Raw genomic sequence first — 17,140 nt, forward strand, 5'->3', positions numbered from 1 at the left:
TTTTAATCGAGATCATAAACTCAGAGGTTCTGACTTTTCGATCAAAACCTCGGGATTATTTAGGCTATTTGGAAAGAACGATTTCGCCGTCGCGATAAACTAAGCTCGGCGTTACATCTCGTCCGAGCAACACCGGGCCATCAAGATCGACAACGCTCGCCTGAGCAGCAATAGGTAACGCAGCCCGCATTGCCAGCGACGTCCCCAACATACAACCGGACATGAGGCTAAAACCGAGTTTTTGGGCGTCGTCGGCTAGTAATAGTGCTTCTGTGAGCCCGCCCGTTTTATCTAGCTTAATGTTCACCATTTCATATTTGCCAACAAGCTGATGTAATTGCTCTTTGGTGTGACAACTTTCATCGGCGCAAAGTGGAATGGGGTGCGGAATGCTGGCGAGTACGTCGTCGCAGTCTTGTGGCAACGGTTGCTCGATCATGGTGATATTAAACGGTTCGAGTTGAGCAAATACCGTAGCGAGGTCGAGGTTTTGCCATGCTTCATTCGCATCTAAGACAATTTGCGTGTGCGGTGCGGCGTCACGCACTGCTGCAACGCGCTCAATCACGTGTTCACCATCCAGTTTTACCTTAAGCAGTTTTGCGCTTTGGCTAAGGTAAGCTTGCGCCTGTTTTGCCATCGCTTGCGGCGTATCGATAGAAACCGTCATCGCCGTCACAATCGCCTCAGGTAACGTAAAGAGGTCGTGAACCTGCTGCTTGTGGTTCAAAAGCGCAAGAAGATGCCAAAGCGCGCAATCCAACGCATTTCTTGCCGCTCCTGCGGGCAATAATGATTGAAGCTGGCTTTTGAGAGCCATGACATCAGCTTCGCCTTTGGCATACAAACTTTGCAGTTCATGCGCGGCGTGAGAAATCGCCTTAATTACCGATTCAACCGATTCACCATAACGAGGGTATGGCGTGCATTCTCCTTGTGCGATCATGCCCAGATGTTCAATTGTCACGCGGACTACGTGGCACTCTGTCCGACTGCCGCGAGAGATGCGAAATGGTGTCGCCATAGAAATCGTGACGGGTTCTACATGAATTTTCATCTCACTAGTTTTCCCTAAACCGCAGTTATTTTCTAAACCGTAAATGTTTCCTAAATAGTAAGGATCTTATCTGCAACCGCGTCAACGCCAAAACGCACAGGGTCGGTGACGGGCACCCGATATTTGTCGCTCCAATCCTGGCATAACTGGGCAGCATCTTCTTCGCTGATCGCCGAAGTGTTTAAGCAAATACCCACTAATTGAGCTTTTGGATTTGTTAGGCGGGCAGCGGCCAGATTCGCTTCTATCGTTTGTTCAATGATTGGCAAGCTCGCATGTGGTAAGTTGCGGATGTGTGGGCGACCAATCTCATGGCACAGTACCAGAGCGTCCGCTTGTGCGCCGTGAAGTAAGCCCAAACTTACGCCAGCAAACGAAGGGTTAAATAACGAACCTTGCCCTTCGATGATGTCCCAATCGTGGTCGGTGAAGTCGGGGCTGATCGCTTCTACTGCGCCGGAGATAAAATCGGCAACTACGGCATCAATTGAAATGCCACTGCCTGCGATGAGAATTCCCGTTTGACCCGTTGCTTTGAACTCTGCGCGACAGTTTTTACGCTTTAATGCGTGTTCAATGGCGAGGGCAGAGTACATTTTGCCAACGGAGCAATCTGTTCCTACAGTAAGTACTCGCTTGCCTGCGCGAGCTTTGCCATTGCCGACCTTGAGCGGGGCATCATAATGGCGAACATCATACAGTTTGGTTAATCCGCGTTGTTCTAGATCGGCAAGAGGAGCAAATTCCGCCAAACGTTGGTGCATGCCCGATGCAATTTCAAATCCCATTTCTGCCGCTTCAAGTAAGGTAGCTTGCCAAGCTTCGGGAATGACGCCTCCTGGATTTGCTGTGCCAAGCACCAACGTTTTTGCTCCTTGCTGCTGCGCTTGTTGTAGTGTCATGTCGGTTAAACCAAGCGATACGGTTTCTGGCGTCAGGCGGATTTGGCCAAGACAAATCTCAGGTCGCCATTGGTAAATGCCACGCGCGGTTTTTGCTGCGAGTGGATCGGTTACATCGCCAAGAAAGAGTAGGTAAGGTTGAGCAATTTGCATGATGGTTCCCTTCGTCATCGTTATTGCTCATTAATGTAGCCAGACTGATTTAGGAAACCGAATGCTTATTTGTTAGGCAGGTATAACTTCAAGTTATACCTTTAAACCATCTGTTGTTTTAGGGCGGTGATAAATTGCTTTGTCGCAATGGATTGAGGTGTGTGCTCTGCGAATAAAATAGAGACAGAGAAGGACATGTTTGGCTCTAAAGCATGCACGGAGACGGCATCATCTTGGCGATATTGTTTTGTGGTCCATGGGTCTACAATGGCGAACCCTACTTGGTGTTTCACCAGTTCAGCCGCCGCGGAGTAGCTGCGTACGGAGATGGCATGTTGATAATGCTCGTCACGCGCCGACAAGGTTTGATGCAACAATAAGCCCAAAGGGTCTCGGCTATCTAAACCGATAATGGGTAAATCGTGCCTGATGAGTTCTTCTAAAATAGCGACTTTTTCTGCGGGTATCGCTGCGCTTTTAGGAGCGATCAGTGCTAAGTTTTCTTTCAATAACACGTGCCCCATGATCGCTGGTGGTGTTTCTTCACCGAACGCGATGGCGACATCCAATTCATGTTTCAGCAACCCAGAGCACAGTTCATCGCGATTGGCCGTTAATAGCTCAAAGGAGATGCCGTGCTCTTTCGACAACAACGCGACAGTCGGCGCTAACAAATGTGCGGCCAAAACAGGCGGAGCACCAACTCGTAAATGTTGAGTTCCCTGTTTGACTTTGTTGGTCAGAGAGCGAAATTGTCCGAGTTGTTGATAGACTTTTTCAGCCTCTGGCAATAAGGTTTTGGCTTCTTGAGTGGGAACGAGACGCCCCTTTACACGCTCAAATAAAGTGAAGCTCAGTTGTTGTTCTGTATGGGCGAGAACTCGAGTGACATTGGGCTGGGAAACGTGCAGTAAGCGAGCAGCACCAGACACCGTTCCTGCTTGCATAATGGCGTAAAAGACTTCCAATTGTCTTAAGTTCACTGCGAATTCCTTATTCTCATGTTGGTCGCCTCAGAATACCCAACCTTGCTGATGAGCGATAGAGAAAAAAGTACTGGTGTAGAAAATTAGGAAGACGATTTTGGTTATCTTCTTATCTCGCTTTTTCAATTTCTCAACTTCTCAATTTCTATGCTTCACTTTGCCGCTGCATGAAGGGGCAGGTCGTTAAACGGCTCGACGTCTCGGCTGAGTAATCCCATCAATACCACTGCTAACACCATGACAACAGCTGCTATTACAAAACCGTATTGTGTTAGCTCGTAATGACTCAACATCGCGATTAATACATAACTGAGAGCTTGAATGGTGGTGGAAAACATGCTGATGCCGCCATCAACACGACCACGTTGATGAACCGCTACGGTGTGATGCATCCAGTTAACTCTCGCAATGCGATTTAGCGCGTTAAATACACCAAACAGCGCCATAAACAATAAGATGGTCAGCGGGCTTATCGCAAAACTCATTCCGATAAACGCTAGAGATACCATGACCATCGAAGCAAACATAATGTGGCTATGGGAGGCGCGACTCAGCACTTTGGTGACAATGAAACCTGTTAGTAACGAGCCGAGACCAAAACTGATGTTGAACCCTGCAGACCAATCGCCAGAGATGCCTTGTTCAGAAAACCAAATCGGCACCAATTTGCTCAAATACGTCAATGCAGGATAAGAGAGGCAAGAGAGCAGAATAAAGCCATAAAATCGGGGTTCGAGACGGAATATTTGTTTGCTCTCTTTGAGTTGTGCGATGAAAGCAACGGACTTTGATCCCCTCAATTGTTGGGTGTACGGCGTCAGAATATAGAACATCGCCGCTAAAGCGGATGCGCTGGCCGCAAACAAAGCAAACTCTTTCATGCCCCACATTTCAAGCAAAACAATACCCAACGCTCCAGCGCCGAGGGTCGTGGATTGCATTACAATTTCTTGCTGCCCCGAAATTTTTGCGTATTCGTGATGCTGATAATTTTCTTGAGTGAAGGCGTTGTTGGTCGTCCATGCAAAGTTACTCGAAACCCAATACACCAATTGCGCAAAAGCCAACAGCCAGTGGGACTCAAACCCTAACCAATAAGCAATGAACACCACCAAAGCCATGCCCGATTGAATCCATTGATTGAGCACGAGGAGTGCTTTTCGTGAGTGTCGGTCCACTAAAGTGGAAAAGAAAGGCGTAGCCAGAAAAGAAATCGCGGTGCAGCTCAGAGAAACTAAAGCGACGAATGTGCCCATTTTGGGCTCGGAAAGCATGACCCATGGCAGTGCCATCATGAACAAGCCAGAGGATATACTGTCGAAGAAGCGGCCTGCTAAGTACGGCTGAGTTTTATTTTTCATTATGTTTGCCTCAAATTCCCAATGGATTTCAAAACATTGGCTTCTAGCGGTGCTGTGTTTGTCAACCAAGTTATGCGTCCTGAACGCAATATTTCGAGACCGTCTGGGTTTAGCGTTATTTAAGATGGTGTAACTTTAGAACCTCAAGTAAACTTGAGGTAAAGCTTTTTTTAACAAAATAGAAACACGGGAAGTCAAGGATGGAAATCAGCGTAGGAGAAGTGGCAAAACGTTCCGGAGTGAAAGTCTCTGCCCTGCATTTTTATGAACAAAAAGGACTGATTTCGAGTTGGAGAAATCAAGGGAATCAGCGTCGCTATCATCGAAGTGTGTTGCGCCGTGTTGCGGTGATTAAAGCGGCACAGCAAGTGGGGTTGTCGTTAGAAGAAATCAAACATGCGCTAGATGAGCTGCCGAAACATCAAGCGCCAAACAAACAGCAATGGGAAGTCATGGCGAGTCATTGGCATGAACAGTTGGAGCAAAAAATTCAAAAGCTCAAAGCCCTGCAAAACGATTTGGGTGGATGCATTGGCTGCGGGTGTTTGTCGTTAGAAACCTGCGCGCTGCGAAACCCAGAAGATGTGTTAGGCAAAGACCACTCGGGTTCTAATTTAACGTTAGAAGAGTAGGTGCTATTCCTATTCTTTGTCGAAACTGTCCACCACAATTGCACCCATTGACGCCGGCATTGTGATGACGATGACCCGTTTTATCGCAACCAAAGGCTCATTCATTAGTGGCAGCTTATCAAGACAGAAAAGAACTAACGCCACCACAACGGCCGCAATGAGGTACGCGATAACCACACGAAAAATAAAAATGGATACGCGATTTTTGATGTGGCTTTGGAACACGCTTTGATAGGCGAAAAAACTGAGGAAAATGACAGAAAGGCTTAACAGCATGAGCAGGTTTGCCATTGGCAAGCTTTCACCTAGTCGCCACGCCTCTTCAGAAAAAGAGATGGGTACGGCGAGGGCAAAAGCGCCAACCAACACTTGGCTGGCGTCTTCTAAGTTAAAGTGACTACTCATGCTGCTCATTCCATTATTCGTTTGCTAGGTGTAAGAGCTTTTCAAAGCGCTCGTTACCATGCAGCAATTCGAGGTCTCGCTCTTCGGCAAGCAAGTCACGAATAGATGGGCTGTATTCAATAGCGCGTTCCAAGTCTTCAATGGCTTGCTCTTCAATGCCAAGACGAGAGTATGCACAAGCGCGTTGATACAGTGCAGGACCATTGGTGTAATCGACTTCAAGTACGCGGTTACAGATGCTTAGTGCCCAGTGGTATTCGTTGATTTCCATCGCGGCGTCTGCTTTGTAAGTCAACGCTTCTAAATCACCTGGGCGAATCAGCAAGATCTCATCATAGATTTCAATACGTTGCTCTGGTGTTTGTGAGCTTTGCGCACGCAACCATAAGTTATGGATCTCGTTGATTTTCTCAATTTCTTTATTGTTTTCACTGATAATGCGAGTTTTGCGTTTTAAATCTCGCTCCAGTGCTACAAATTTCTTCTCGTATTCTTGGGCGATCTTTTCTAATCGTTTATCCGCCATCTCTTTGGTGTTGTGTTTAAACTCACGCAGAGATTGCCAGCCTACAAAGGCGATCAGCGATGCGACACCTGCGATGATGTAGAAGAAGTAGGTTACGGTCACGTTGGCATAGTTCAACGATTTATCCGCAACCGTCAGCTCGCGGTCGGTGATCTCTGTGATCATTCGTTTTTCTAGGCTCTGATAGTCCTGACGCAGTGCTTTTAGCTCATCTAAAATATAGCGTTCCATTAATGGTCTATCTAACAGATCCGATTCTGAATACTTTTCGTCCGATGCCATTGTCGGCAAGGCAAGTATCAGCGAGAAAAAAATACCAATAAATAAGCGCATAAAACGTCCTTTCACGAGAAGAGTACAGATAGACCATGCAACAATAGCAAATAGCACAAACGTTTAGCAAAGTTATTACAAAAGAAATAATTGTCGTCTACGTAAAAGTCATATTCTTGTTGTTTTTCAGTTTGTTCCTGGTGGTTATTTGCCGTGATATCTTTTATCCTCCTTGCGAATTTATGATTAATGGAGTGAGCATGGACGCGCGAGCTAAGGATTACTTAGAGCAGTATCTAAAATTATTATCACCAGAACAAAGAGCTGCCGTACCATCAGTTAGTGCTGACTATTATTGTGCCGATGAATACAACGCCAACGTATGCGCCGATTTGGTTCGAATTGGACAGAAAACCGCCTCTTGCAGCATGGAGCTTTGGTATCGAGAGCATGGCGAAACCATGCCACAAGTCGGCCATTTACAAGTCGTCACGAATTGGAACGGGGACCCCGTTTGTGTAATACGAATTACTGATGTCAGCACATGCAAATATGAGGATGTAACCGCAGAGTTTGCCTACGCAGAAGGCGAAGGTGATAGAACCTTAAACTGGTGGCGTGGCGCGCATACTGCATTTTTTAAAGCTGAATGCGATGAGTTGAACATAGATTGGCATGAGAAACGTACGCTAGTTTTGGAACGTTTTGAAGTGGTGTATCCAGTCAATTAATCGCTGATAGCAGCACTGATTTGAAGTGCTGCTTTCTTGAGAGACCGCTTTTAGCGCTTGCGAGCGGTCACACTAAACATGTGCCAGTGTTTTGGGCTTCCGACTACTGTGGTTCCGTCTTCATCTCTTTCATTCAATGAAATGAGTTCGTAATCCGCGAATAAACTTTCCACTTCCTTTTTCGTTAATGCGGTAATGTTCGGATGCATTTCTGATGCAACCCAGGAGTCTTTTACTCCTAAGAAATCACCGCAAAAGATACCGCCAGGTTGTAAGGCACTGTCTATTTTGGTCCAAACTTGCTCAAAGCCTTCGTCCGGGCAAAAGAACAAACTGGCATTCGCGATAACCAGGCTGCATTGAGGGTAGTCAAACTCAGTAAAACAGCACTGTGAAATTGAGAAACGCTTCTGGCCTTCAAAGCGTGTTAAACAAGTTTTTACTGCATCTTCATGGCTATCAAATGCGTGAACGTTAAACCCCTGTTCGAGGAGGAAATGACTGTCTCGACCTATTCCGCAGCCAATATCAAGAGCGACTTTGCTCTCGAGTTTCAATAGGTTTACGGCATTTTCTACGTTTGGGCGGTGAGGTTGGTTTAAAATTTTCTGATAGTACTCGTTCCATTGTGCTGACATTGAATTTCCTTGTATTTATTGTGTTTCCCCAAATCTAGTGTCCATTCTTGTCTTGCTTTATCGGGGAGGTTTTGAAACATTGGCAATTGTTATAGCTGATCTTCAATTGGCAATATGCCGGAGAACCAAGCGCCCATTTTTCGCCATACTCCGGCCTCTGGTTCAGAATCATATTCTTTGCCTGTTTTTATGTCGGTCCAGACAATGTCTCCGTCGCGCAGAGTTAAGGCATAGGCGTTATTCGACAATTGATTCGGCAGTTGTTCTAGAAACATTTGCACATATTCTGGCTGTTCGATAACAACGGCCATTTCGGTATTCAAAGCGGCTGAACGTGGATCCCAGTTCATCGAGCCAACAAACAGAGTTTTGTCATCAATCGTCATTGCTTTTGCGTGTAAACTTGCTCTGCTGCTCCCCGTGAGGCTCCACTTGCTTTTGAGTTTCGCGCTTGCTTTTACTTCCCATAGCTTGACCCCAGCTTCGAGTAGGTCTGTTCGATATTTTGCGTACCAACCATGCACGGCAAACACGTCGTTAGAGGCGAGACTATTGGTCACAATCGTGATATCAACGCCTCGCTTGGCCGCGTTACTCAATGCTTGTGTGCCGACTTCGGTTGGGACGAAATAGGGGGAGATAAGAACAAATGAATGTTCAACACTTTTAACCAGCTCCGTTAAATTATCAATAAGTTGGCTCTCTCGGGTCGCAACTTTATCGGGTAAGTCAAACCATACTTTTGCTTCTCCCCAGTAGAGCTTGAGATTGCCTTGTTTGAGAGCTTGGTACATATCCAGTTTAGTGAAGTCATAACGGCCGGTTGAGAACTTTTCCTCTAGCTGGAGTTTGTCGACCTGCTTTTGAATCGCCAGGTCGGTAATTTGCTGTGAGTCCGGTGTTATCCATTCCATTGGTATCGCATAGGCGCTATTCCAATAGAGGTCGAACTGATCTGCAGTTTGTTGTACCGCCTCACCATAGAGCAGTAGATCAAAATCACCAAATTCGACTTGTGATTCAAAAGAAAAGTACTCATTGCCGATATTCCTACCCCCGACAATGGCAGAAACACTGTCTGCAATCAGAGACTTATTATGCATACGACGATTAAGACGTTCAAAATCGCTAGCAAGAGCGAACCAGCGGGAGTCGCGATACTGATGCGGATTGAATAAGCGGATTTCGATATTAGGATGTGCATTGAGGGCAGCCATCACGTCATCGTTTCGCTTTTGCATATCGTCAAGCAACAGCCTTACTCGGACTCCACGCTTTGCAGCTTCATACAAGCGCCACGTTATTAGCTGACTCGTTTCGTCACCACGGTAAATATAGTATTGAAGATCAAGGCTTTTTTGTGCGGACTCGATTAGAGAAGTGCGAGCAAGAAGGGCATCGTGTCCTTGATTTAAAGGAGAAAAGCCAGTGATTGACTTTGGGTCTTTCCCGTAAGCTTCAAAGTACTGTGCAAGCACAGAGTCACCTTGATACCCAAGTTGGAAGCTAGTGGATTTTTCACTGGGATCGTTCAATGACACGGATGAACATGCCGATAAAATTGTGAATAAAGAAGGGAAGAGCAGCTTAGCGAGTGTATGTAACAAAGTACATTTCCTTGTCTTACAGAGTGTTACTTATCAGAAATTATAGACCTAAGTTGCCGCAGCATGCATCCAACAAGGTTGGATAACGGGCTATTAATCAATGAATTGTCATGTTCTCGGGATTAAGTTCACCTTTTTGAACGCAGATAATCATTTATTTTAATTATGATTGTGTCTGAATTGGTCATAATCACTAATATCTGGTGATTATGACCAATAGCACACTGGTTAAAATAGTTGAGTAATAATAACTATTTGAATTTTAATAAATAAATGCCTGGCACGTCCCTTGCTATTTAAAAGAAGAGTTAAGTCAGGGCAGCTTGCGAAGTTAGTTAATTTTTTGTTAATTTTATTAACTTTGAATTGGCAATAACTCTGTAGTTAGCAACCGAAAAAGCAAGGTACGCGCTGCTTTGACGTCTATTCAAATGTAATTCCCTCACCATCATGCTTACAGGGAGTCAAAGATTTAATAAAAGCATGGTGATGAAAACAACAATAAAAAAGGATTTTCGATGTTAGCAAAACCCGTATTACGTTGGCTTTTACCTTTCGTTGTCGTTGGTGGATCTTATGCAGGATATGCCGCAATCGCCGCGACAGCTCCGGAAAAAGAGTCAACCAAAGATGCCATTACAGAGCCTACCGTTCAGGCTTCTTCTCTTTTTCCTACCGATCATAAAGTGGTGATAACCAGCCATGGTGAGTTAGTCCCTTTTGAAAAAACACACCTTTCCGCGCAAGTCAGTGGTGAAGTGATAAGTTGGCACCCTAATTTTGTAACGGGTGGGATCGTGAAACGAGGAGAAGTACTGTTCACGATTGAAAGTGACAACTACGAAGCGTCGGTTTTGCAAGCCGAAGCCAATTTAGCTAGCGCACGTGCGAGCTTAATTGAGGAGCAAGCCAAAGCGGAAGTGGCAAAACGCCAGGCCAAGAGACTGAGCGATAAGCAAGTGACAGACCTGTATTTACGCAAGCCTCAGGTTTTGAGCGCGCAAGCGCAAGTGAAGTCGGCTCAAGCAGCACTCAAGCGAGCAAAAAGAGATTTAGAAAATTGCAAAGTCGTTGCACCTTACGATGCGCTGGTTGTTGAGCGTGATATTGGTGTTGGTCAATTTGTCACATCTGGCTCTCGAGTTGCAACGCTAAATAACATTGAAGTGGCGGAGGTGCATGTACCAATTGCCGGTTTTGATAGTGCATTTTTACCCGAATCCATTGGTGAGCTCACTGCGACAGTGACGCAGCAAGGTGTGTTTTCTACCACTAGAGAAGGTCGAGTGGTTCGTGATTTAGGCATGATTGATAGCGCTACCCGAATGATTAACATGGTCATTCAAATCGCAGACCCATATGGTATTGATAATCAGCAGCCTCCAATTAAATTTGGCTCCTACGTTGAAGTGAGCTTTACAGGTAAGGAGCTAAAGCATATCTATCGCCTGCCACAGGAATTAGTCAAAAATCGCACGGTATGGGTAGTGAATGGTGAGAATCAACTTCAACCTCGGACGGTAACGGTCTTGAGAGCAGAAGGTGAGTTTTTACTTGTGGGGGAAGGCTTAGAGCAAAGTGATAAGTTGGTACTTACCTTGCCGGAGTACCCTCAAAAAGGCATGGCGGTACAAATCGCAAAAAAGAGTGACGACTCCGAAACCGTCGTACAGTAAGTAGGAGTTTGTCATGGAAGATACTAAACAAAAGGGCTTAATTGCCTATTTTGCGAATAACCCCGTCGCTGCCAACCTTTTGATGGTGTTCATCATCATCATGGGTGTGGTGAGTTTTCTCTTTATTCAAAGGCAGATGTTTCCGAACATTGAGGTGAACTACATTGATGTTCGTGCGACTTATCCTGGCGCTTCACCTCAAGAAATTGAAGAAAGCATTCTCGTTAAGGTTGAGGAATCGATTAAAGATGTCACCGGGATTAAAAAAACGGTCTCAACGGCCTCTAGAGGTAGCGCGTATGTCTCTATCGAGGTAGACGTTAATGCTGATATCAAGCGTGTCTTGGATGATGTAAATCAACGCATTGATACTCTATCCAACTTACCTGCCGGTATGGAACCGATCAATGTCTACCAAGTTGAGTGGCGTCAAGATGTGATAGAAATGGGGTTAGTTGGGGACCGACCGCTTGAAGATCTCAAACCCATTGCTAAGCAAGTCGAGGATGAATTACTTCAACTCAAAAATGTCATGTTGGTGTATTTGAGTGCACCAGAGGAAGAGATAGCGATTGAAGTTGATCCACTTGTTCTTCGTAAATACGACTTGACGTTGAGCGATATCAGCAGCGCGATCAGTCGTTATTCTGCCAACTTTTCTGCGGGCGAAGTCAAAACAAACTCAGGGATGATCGCAGTAAGGATTGAAAATCAGTACTACCGTGGTGATGAATTTAGGAATATTCCTGTAAAGCTTGGCGCAAATGGTGCGAAGGTTTTACTGCAAGATATCGCCACGATCAAAGATGGCTTTACGGAAGAAGAGCGCTACTTTGAGTACTCAGGGCAAAATGCGATCTACATGTCTGTTGAAGCGACTCGTGATCAGAACATTATCCCTGTTGCCGAGTCTGTTCGTAATTATATCGAAGCAAAAAATAAGACATTGCCGCAGGACGTTAAGCTCAAAGTCTTAGTGGATACGACCTATTATTTAAATGGTCGTCTCGACATGATGTTGAAAAACTTGCTGCAAGGCGCAGCTCTAGTGGCGATCATGCTGACCATTTTCTTGCGCTTTCGCTTGGCAATGTGGGTAATGATTGGGCTGCCAGTGTGTTTTCTTGGCGCGGTGATGATGATGCCTGCATTAGGGATCACGGTAAACATCGTATCTCTTTTTGCCTTCATTATGGTGCTCGGTATTGTGGTCGATGACGCCATCGTGATGGGAGAGAGCGCCTACAGCGAAATTGAAGAAAAAGGCGGTGGCGTAGAAAATGTGGTTCGCGGTGTCAAACGTGTTGCCACGCCAGCTACTTTTGGCGTTTTAACCACAATTGCCGTGTTTGCCCCTTTCTTGTTGTCTAGCGGTATTGACAGTGCTTTCTTCTATGGTATCGCGGGCGTTGTGATTCTTTGTTTGATCTTCAGTTTGATTGAATCGAAGTTAATCCTTCCTGCTCACCTCGCACATACTCACTTTAAGCCAGTTAAACCTGGTGGCTGGCGTGACCGATTTAACCAACGTTTTTTTGGCTTTGTAAACGGTACGTATCGTAACTTTGTCACGACATGTACGCATTGGCGCTGGACCGTGTTTGCTGTGTTTTGCGGTTTACTGCTGATCAGCGCGGCTTTGATCAACGCGAACTATGTTCGGGTGATCCCTAACCCTAAAGTGCCTACTGACTATCCTGCGATCACTATTGAAATGAACGATACCGTTTCAAGCGAGCAAACAATCAGTGCTCTTAAGACCATCGAACGAGTGATGCAAAAAATTGAATCTGAGACCATCGCAGAACATGGTCAAGGCATGATTCGTGATGTGCTTTCGTACAACAGAAGCCGCACCGAAGGCCGTGTTTTGGTGCCATTGGTTGATGAGGAATTACGCCCGTTCAATACATTTGAACTTGCTCGACGTTGGCGTGAAGCTATGCCAGTTATTCCTGGAATGAAGAGCATCAAAATCCGCGAGCAGAGCGCGGGTGGCGGTGACAGAGATGAGTTTGGTTACTTGCTGTTTGGTTCTAATATTAATGAATTGAACGAGGCTGGGCGTTACTTGATAGAGCGTTTACAGCAGGAAGAAGGGTTATACGATATTTCATCTTCTATTGATTCAGGAAGCAAAGAAGTGCTCCTTTCTCTTGCGCCTGTAGCGTACGATCTCGGGCTGGATCTCACCATGATCGCAGAGCAAGTGGGTGGCAGTTTCTACGGTGGTGAAGCACAGCGTCTTATTCGTGATGGTGAAGAAATCAAAGTTATGGTGCGTTACCCGCAACTGACACGTGAAGCATTCTCATCATTACGTTACGCTGTGATTACCACGCCAGCAGGTAAGAAGGTCATGCTGGGTGATGTGGTTAAGATCAACGAGCAGCCGGGCGTGAGTAGCATTCGGCGTGAAGGCGGGTATCAAACCGTTTATGTCTATGGTTCGATAGACGAAGAATTGGTTGAACCTCAAGAAGTCGTGAAGGTCATCGACGACAATATCTTACCGGACATGAAGCAAGTCTTCCCGAGTGTGAAAACGGAATTGGGTGGTGATATTGAAGAGCAGGCAGCGCAGCGTAATGAACAGATTCTGTTCTTTATTGCAGGCATGATCATCGTCTACATCTTGTTAGCCGTACCGTTAAAAAGTTATACCCAACCTTTGATTGTAATGTCAGTCATTCCATTTAGTCTGACGGGGGCGATTTGGGGCCACTTCTGGCTAGGTTTGGATATCAGTATGATGTCGACATTTGGTTTGATCGCCGCTGCTGGCGTGGTTATCAACGACTCTCTAGTTATGACAGATTACGTAAACCAAGTGAGAGAAAAGGGTATGAACATCAAACAAGCGGTGGTTGAAGCGGGCTGTGCACGCTTTCGAGCGATCACGCTCACCTCAATAACGACGTTTGCGGGTGTATTGCCGATTATGTTTGAAACGAGCTTGCAGGCGCGTTTTGTCATACCAATGGCTGTAGCTTTGGGCTTTGCGGTGTTGTACGCAACGGTTCTGACTTTAGTGCTGGTGCCTTGTTTGTATTTAATGCTTGAAGATATTAAAAATATTTTCAGATCGATTAAGGGGTTTATTCATCGCTTTATCAATCGTTTCAGAAAGTCGCCAGTGACGTCGAGCGTTGAAGTAAATATATAGAGTTAACAAGCTTGATGTTAACTATTAGGAGCAGCCTTCGGGCTGCTTTTTTAGTTCTGTATTTTGATTCAAAGCAGTTCTAGAGTGGGTTGTTACGTAATTTATTCGATGAAAGAACAGCGAGAAAATCTCCTGATAAATCATTCTTTTTATGAATGCTTTTTCGTGTTTAATTCTCTTGGTTAATTTAACACTTGGTTAGCGAAATTTACCAGATGGAGATAATGATGAATATATGGATTTATTTAAGTTATTGAAAAATAACAAAATAAAAGTTGGCATCGTATGTGCAATATATAAATTGTAACTAAAACGAACTGCTAATCCTCAAGGAGCTTATTATGAAAAGCGTATTTCTATCTACTCTAAGTCTTATTGTTGTAATGTCATCACCAATCGCTGCTGCTAACACTTTAGACAAAGAGGAGTGGAGCTCAGATTTACGTCAGGACTTTTCTGAAATGAAGCATGAAGCTGTAGCAGATATTCAGCAAATGAATATGGATGCCATCCACGCACGCGATGAGCGTATCGTGAAAAACATTAAAGATGAGCAAGAACAGTTAGTAAAGGTAACGTGCCACAAAGAGAAAGCAAGCAAGTCATAACCGCCGATAAAAGAGACTAACAGACGAAAATGAATCCAATACGAGTTCAGTGCTAGTTAGCAGTAAGCACTGACCTTGTTGCTCTACTTGCCAGCCTTTTAAGGCTGGCTTTTTTGTTTCTCATTTCATAGGTGGTCTCAGAGCCTCAAGCTTATTATCAATCGTTGGCGTGTTTGATGAGCTATCGCTGGAGCGGATGTAACTTTTAAAAGTGTAGATTTCAGTAAACTGGAGGCGATGTTAGATATTTTAAATTTAGAAAAGATCCGTTCTCCTTTTTGACCTTCATCATACCTTAGTATGTGCCTTACCTTTACTTGAATTAGAACTCATATTGCAGGCTCTCGTTTAAAGGTATTGATGCATATTTAAAGAACAAGAGTTAGAAATATGGGCCTTATTAAAACTTGTAAAGATGGCTTTCGAGGAAAACCAGATTTTTCAAACTTGCTACATAATGTATTCCAGATAGATGACTTAGTATTGTCATTTGAGTGTCCGAACAATATATATGAAGGGCATGTATACCAAGATCTTGTGGAGTTAAAACAATTCGATGTTGACTCAAAAGAAGAACGGCATGAAAAGTTAATAAAATTGGCTTCTATTTATTTCTCATTTCAAAAAAAAATATTAAACCCTCTATTACCTATAAATAAACAAGGTGGTTTATATATTAGACTAAGGATCAAGTCTGCCAATGAGAATATTAGATCTGTCAATCAATTATCTTCATTCATAGAAAAAGAGTATGTGGAGTTTTATCATGCTCTAGAGTCTCCTGAAGGATCTAAGAAAGGAGATCATACAGAGATGATGAATGATGCTAACGATTACGCAAATCATCGCTGGGGATTAGAGCCGATAAACGAAGAAAAAAAGAGAGCGAAAGAAGAGTTTCTCGTAGGAGAGTTTCTTCGCGGCTACCCCCCAATTAAATGCCAGGCTATTGATGTTGGAGAGAAAACGTACTCAAAATACGTAGAAGGTAACTTGGAGTATAAGAAGGACTATCGAAGAGTCTACAATTTGCATATCAAAAATGAGTTTTACTTTAGTATCGAGTTTTTATACGAAATCGAGCCTATGTTTGCTCAAAAAAAGTTTTTAGATTGGGTGAGAAGTGCTGATGAAACCTTTGAGAAAAAGGTGTTAGAGTTACTAGAATTGTCTCCGCTTGTTGATTCGTATACTACCTCCAAGGTAGAGAGATTGACCAAATAAAATTGATCCTGTGCGCTCTGACTTTCAACTTAAAGAAAAAAGCCCGCAAAGAATTTCCTCTGCGGGCGTAATAAAGGGCACCAAATTGGGTGTCTATTCATTTTGGAGGTGGTCGAACGTCCATATAAAACTGACAATAGGCTTGGTGAGAGGCTTACCACCAGCGCGACCAACGGAGCTAAAGTTAACATTGTTGCAATGATTGTTAAAATGTTAATTCTTCAATCAATGTTTTCATTATCGTTAGTCTGGATTGTGAATATGTTGTTCTATTGTTCCTGGAATGCTTGACTGTCGAATTTGAATACATCATGAGATATAGATGGCCCTTTCTTTATCCATTTTGGTTATATAAATCTTGTCATATCACACTGCTAAATCTTCATTATTTTTAATAATTCGACATGGCTTATGCCATTTTGTTACTGGTGTGTTTGTTTTTCGATGGTCTCAAATTTGAGTTCACGTATAACCAGACAATTAAAGGAAAAGAGCAGCAGTTAGCTGCTCTTTATTTCTATAAAGACCGAAGGCTAATTCCAACGTAATAGCATCCAGTTTGATCGATTCGCGTGTTCTTTTAGGCGTGGGCATGGATTTACCAGGTAGGTGTAATCTGCGTATTCACATAAAGGCAAATCGTTGATTGAATCGGTATAGAAATGGATTTCAGAATAAGGCTCAGGCTGATTTTCTAGCCACTGTTTTAAGCGCGTGACTTTACCTTCACGATAACTAGGGACACCGTCGATTTCAGCGGTATAACAGTTGTCTTTCTCAATTAAATCAATTCCGAGTACGGTTGGAATATTAAGACGGCGACCAACGGCTTCCACCAAAAAAGTGACGCTGGCAGAGATGATAACCATATCTATACCATCACGAGACAGTTGCTCAATCAGAGTTTTGGCTTGAGGAAACTGTTTAGCCAGAATATGGCTTTCAACACATTCTTCAACCAAGGCGTTTACTTCTTCAATCGGCATGTTTTCTAGTGGCTTCATGGAGAACGCTAGGTAATCTTCCATGTCCATTTTGCCTTCAGAGTACAAGGCCATTAGACGCTGATCTTCCTTAATAAATAAAGGATCAGTCGCGATGCCTCTCTCAACCATAAACTCGTTCCAAATCATTGCGCAGTCAGCGTTTATTAGGGTTTCATCCATATCAAAAACATACAAAGGTTTGGACATGT

The 17,140-nt window shown here is 44.2% G+C and carries 15 protein-coding genes; 6 read left to right on the forward strand and 9 right to left on the reverse strand.

All coding sequences use genetic code 11. The annotated features are described in order from the left end of the window. Positions 1 to 64: 64 nt before the first annotated feature. From dgcA to ACWPOD_RS00930, 4 genes are all read right to left on the reverse strand, one after another. Complete coding sequence (gene dgcA, locus ACWPOD_RS00915; RefSeq protein ID WP_456231435.1) at positions 65 to 1,057, reverse strand: N-acetyl-D-Glu racemase DgcA; 993 nt, start codon at positions 1,055 to 1,057, stop codon at positions 65 to 67. A 50-nt stretch (positions 1,058 to 1,107) separates the two neighbouring features. Then, complete coding sequence (gene dgcN / locus ACWPOD_RS00920) at positions 1,108 to 2,112, reverse strand: N-acetyltransferase DgcN (protein WP_456231659.1); 1,005 nt, start codon at positions 2,110 to 2,112, stop codon at positions 1,108 to 1,110. Between the two features lie 101 nt (positions 2,113 to 2,213). Beyond that, positions 2,214 to 3,095, reverse strand: coding sequence for a LysR family transcriptional regulator (locus ACWPOD_RS00925; protein WP_456231436.1), 882 nt, complete (start codon positions 3,093 to 3,095; stop codon positions 2,214 to 2,216). 155 nt (positions 3,096 to 3,250) lie between these two features. Further along, complete coding sequence (locus ACWPOD_RS00930) at positions 3,251 to 4,459, reverse strand: MFS transporter (protein WP_456231437.1); 1,209 nt, start codon at positions 4,457 to 4,459, stop codon at positions 3,251 to 3,253. A gap of 200 nt (positions 4,460 to 4,659) precedes the next feature. Between ACWPOD_RS00930 and soxR the strand changes: the two genes are divergently transcribed. Beyond that, positions 4,660 to 5,091, forward strand: coding sequence for a redox-sensitive transcriptional activator SoxR (gene soxR / locus ACWPOD_RS00935; RefSeq protein ID WP_005392679.1), 432 nt, complete (start codon positions 4,660 to 4,662; stop codon positions 5,089 to 5,091). Between the two features lie 9 nt (positions 5,092 to 5,100). Here the strand turns inward: soxR and ACWPOD_RS00940 are convergent, their stop codons facing one another. Together ACWPOD_RS00940 and ACWPOD_RS00945 are read right to left on the reverse strand one after the other, a co-directional pair. After that, positions 5,101 to 5,496 (reverse strand): DUF2391 family protein, encoded by a 396-nt coding sequence (locus ACWPOD_RS00940; RefSeq protein WP_005373896.1) that lies wholly within the window; start codon positions 5,494 to 5,496, stop codon positions 5,101 to 5,103. Between the two features lie 13 nt (positions 5,497 to 5,509). Then, a complete protein-coding gene (locus tag ACWPOD_RS00945) occupies positions 5,510 to 6,355 on the reverse strand; it encodes a tetratricopeptide repeat protein (protein ID WP_005392681.1) in 846 nt (281 codons plus the stop codon). 200 nt (positions 6,356 to 6,555) lie between these two features. On the opposite strand from ACWPOD_RS00945, the gene ACWPOD_RS00950 reads away from it, so the two are divergent. Then, entirely contained in the window at positions 6,556 to 7,026 is a 471-nt protein-coding gene (locus ACWPOD_RS00950) for an ASCH domain-containing protein (protein WP_456231438.1), read from the forward strand. Positions 7,027 to 7,076: 50 nt separating this feature from the next. Here the strand turns inward: ACWPOD_RS00950 and ACWPOD_RS00955 are convergent, their stop codons facing one another. Beyond that, positions 7,077 to 7,664 carry a class I SAM-dependent methyltransferase gene (locus ACWPOD_RS00955; protein ID WP_074189826.1) on the reverse strand — a complete coding sequence of 196 codons (588 nt, stop codon included), beginning with the start codon at positions 7,662 to 7,664 and terminating at the stop codon, positions 7,077 to 7,079. 89 nt (positions 7,665 to 7,753) lie between these two features. After that, complete coding sequence (locus ACWPOD_RS00960) at positions 7,754 to 9,271, reverse strand: phospholipase D family protein (protein WP_046873810.1); 1,518 nt, start codon at positions 9,269 to 9,271, stop codon at positions 7,754 to 7,756. A gap of 518 nt (positions 9,272 to 9,789) precedes the next feature. Between ACWPOD_RS00960 and ACWPOD_RS00965 the strand changes: the two genes are divergently transcribed. The 4 genes from ACWPOD_RS00965 to ACWPOD_RS00980 all read left to right on the forward strand — a co-directional run bounded on the left by ACWPOD_RS00965 (position 9,790) and on the right by ACWPOD_RS00980 (position 15,945). Then, on the forward strand, positions 9,790 to 10,947 hold the full coding sequence (locus ACWPOD_RS00965) for an efflux RND transporter periplasmic adaptor subunit (RefSeq protein WP_047008042.1): 1,158 nt from the start codon (positions 9,790 to 9,792) through the stop codon (positions 10,945 to 10,947). Positions 10,948 to 10,960: 13 nt separating this feature from the next. After that, on the forward strand, positions 10,961 to 14,113 hold the full coding sequence (locus tag ACWPOD_RS00970) for an efflux RND transporter permease subunit (protein WP_456231439.1): 3,153 nt from the start codon (positions 10,961 to 10,963) through the stop codon (positions 14,111 to 14,113). Between the two features lie 341 nt (positions 14,114 to 14,454). After that, positions 14,455 to 14,721, forward strand: coding sequence for a hypothetical protein (locus ACWPOD_RS00975; RefSeq protein ID WP_046873807.1), 267 nt, complete (start codon positions 14,455 to 14,457; stop codon positions 14,719 to 14,721). Between the two features lie 390 nt (positions 14,722 to 15,111). Continuing rightward, positions 15,112 to 15,945 carry a DNAase gene (locus ACWPOD_RS00980; protein ID WP_256898444.1) on the forward strand — a complete coding sequence of 278 codons (834 nt, stop codon included), beginning with the start codon at positions 15,112 to 15,114 and terminating at the stop codon, positions 15,943 to 15,945. A 533-nt stretch (positions 15,946 to 16,478) separates the two neighbouring features. On the opposite strand, the gene ACWPOD_RS00985 is transcribed toward ACWPOD_RS00980, so the two are convergent. Further along, on the reverse strand, positions 16,479 to 17,138 hold the full coding sequence (locus tag ACWPOD_RS00985) for an HAD family hydrolase (RefSeq protein WP_104972302.1): 660 nt from the start codon (positions 17,136 to 17,138) through the stop codon (positions 16,479 to 16,481). Between the last annotated feature and the right edge of the window lie 2 nt (positions 17,139 to 17,140).

This window comes from Vibrio sp. JZG120 (assembly GCF_053890955.1).

Bases quoted from the DNA above. Each gene is read 5' to 3' on its own strand.
- dgcA (WP_456231435.1), bottom strand. From the start codon at position 1,057: ATGAAAATTCATGTAGAACCCGTCACGATTTCTATGGCGACACCATTT.
- dgcN (WP_456231659.1), bottom strand. From the start codon at position 2,112: ATGCAAATTGCTCAACCTTACCTACTCTTTCTTGGCGATGTAACCGAT.
- ACWPOD_RS00930 (WP_456231437.1), bottom strand. From the start codon at position 4,459: ATGAAAAATAAAACTCAGCCGTACTTAGCAGGCCGCTTCTTCGACAGT.
- soxR (WP_005392679.1), top strand. From the start codon at position 4,660: ATGGAAATCAGCGTAGGAGAAGTGGCAAAACGTTCCGGAGTGAAAGTC.
- ACWPOD_RS00940 (WP_005373896.1), bottom strand. From the start codon at position 5,496: ATGAGTAGTCACTTTAACTTAGAAGACGCCAGCCAAGTGTTGGTTGGC.
- ACWPOD_RS00945 (WP_005392681.1), bottom strand. From the start codon at position 6,355: ATGCGCTTATTTATTGGTATTTTTTTCTCGCTGATACTTGCCTTGCCG.
- ACWPOD_RS00950 (WP_456231438.1), top strand. From the start codon at position 6,556: ATGGACGCGCGAGCTAAGGATTACTTAGAGCAGTATCTAAAATTATTA.
- ACWPOD_RS00955 (WP_074189826.1), bottom strand. From the start codon at position 7,664: ATGTCAGCACAATGGAACGAGTACTATCAGAAAATTTTAAACCAACCT.
- ACWPOD_RS00965 (WP_047008042.1), top strand. From the start codon at position 9,790: ATGTTAGCAAAACCCGTATTACGTTGGCTTTTACCTTTCGTTGTCGTT.
- ACWPOD_RS00970 (WP_456231439.1), top strand. From the start codon at position 10,961: ATGGAAGATACTAAACAAAAGGGCTTAATTGCCTATTTTGCGAATAAC.
- ACWPOD_RS00975 (WP_046873807.1), top strand. From the start codon at position 14,455: ATGAAAAGCGTATTTCTATCTACTCTAAGTCTTATTGTTGTAATGTCA.
- ACWPOD_RS00980 (WP_256898444.1), top strand. From the start codon at position 15,112: ATGGGCCTTATTAAAACTTGTAAAGATGGCTTTCGAGGAAAACCAGAT.
- ACWPOD_RS00985 (WP_104972302.1), bottom strand. From the start codon at position 17,138: ATGTCCAAACCTTTGTATGTTTTTGATATGGATGAAACCCTAATAAAC.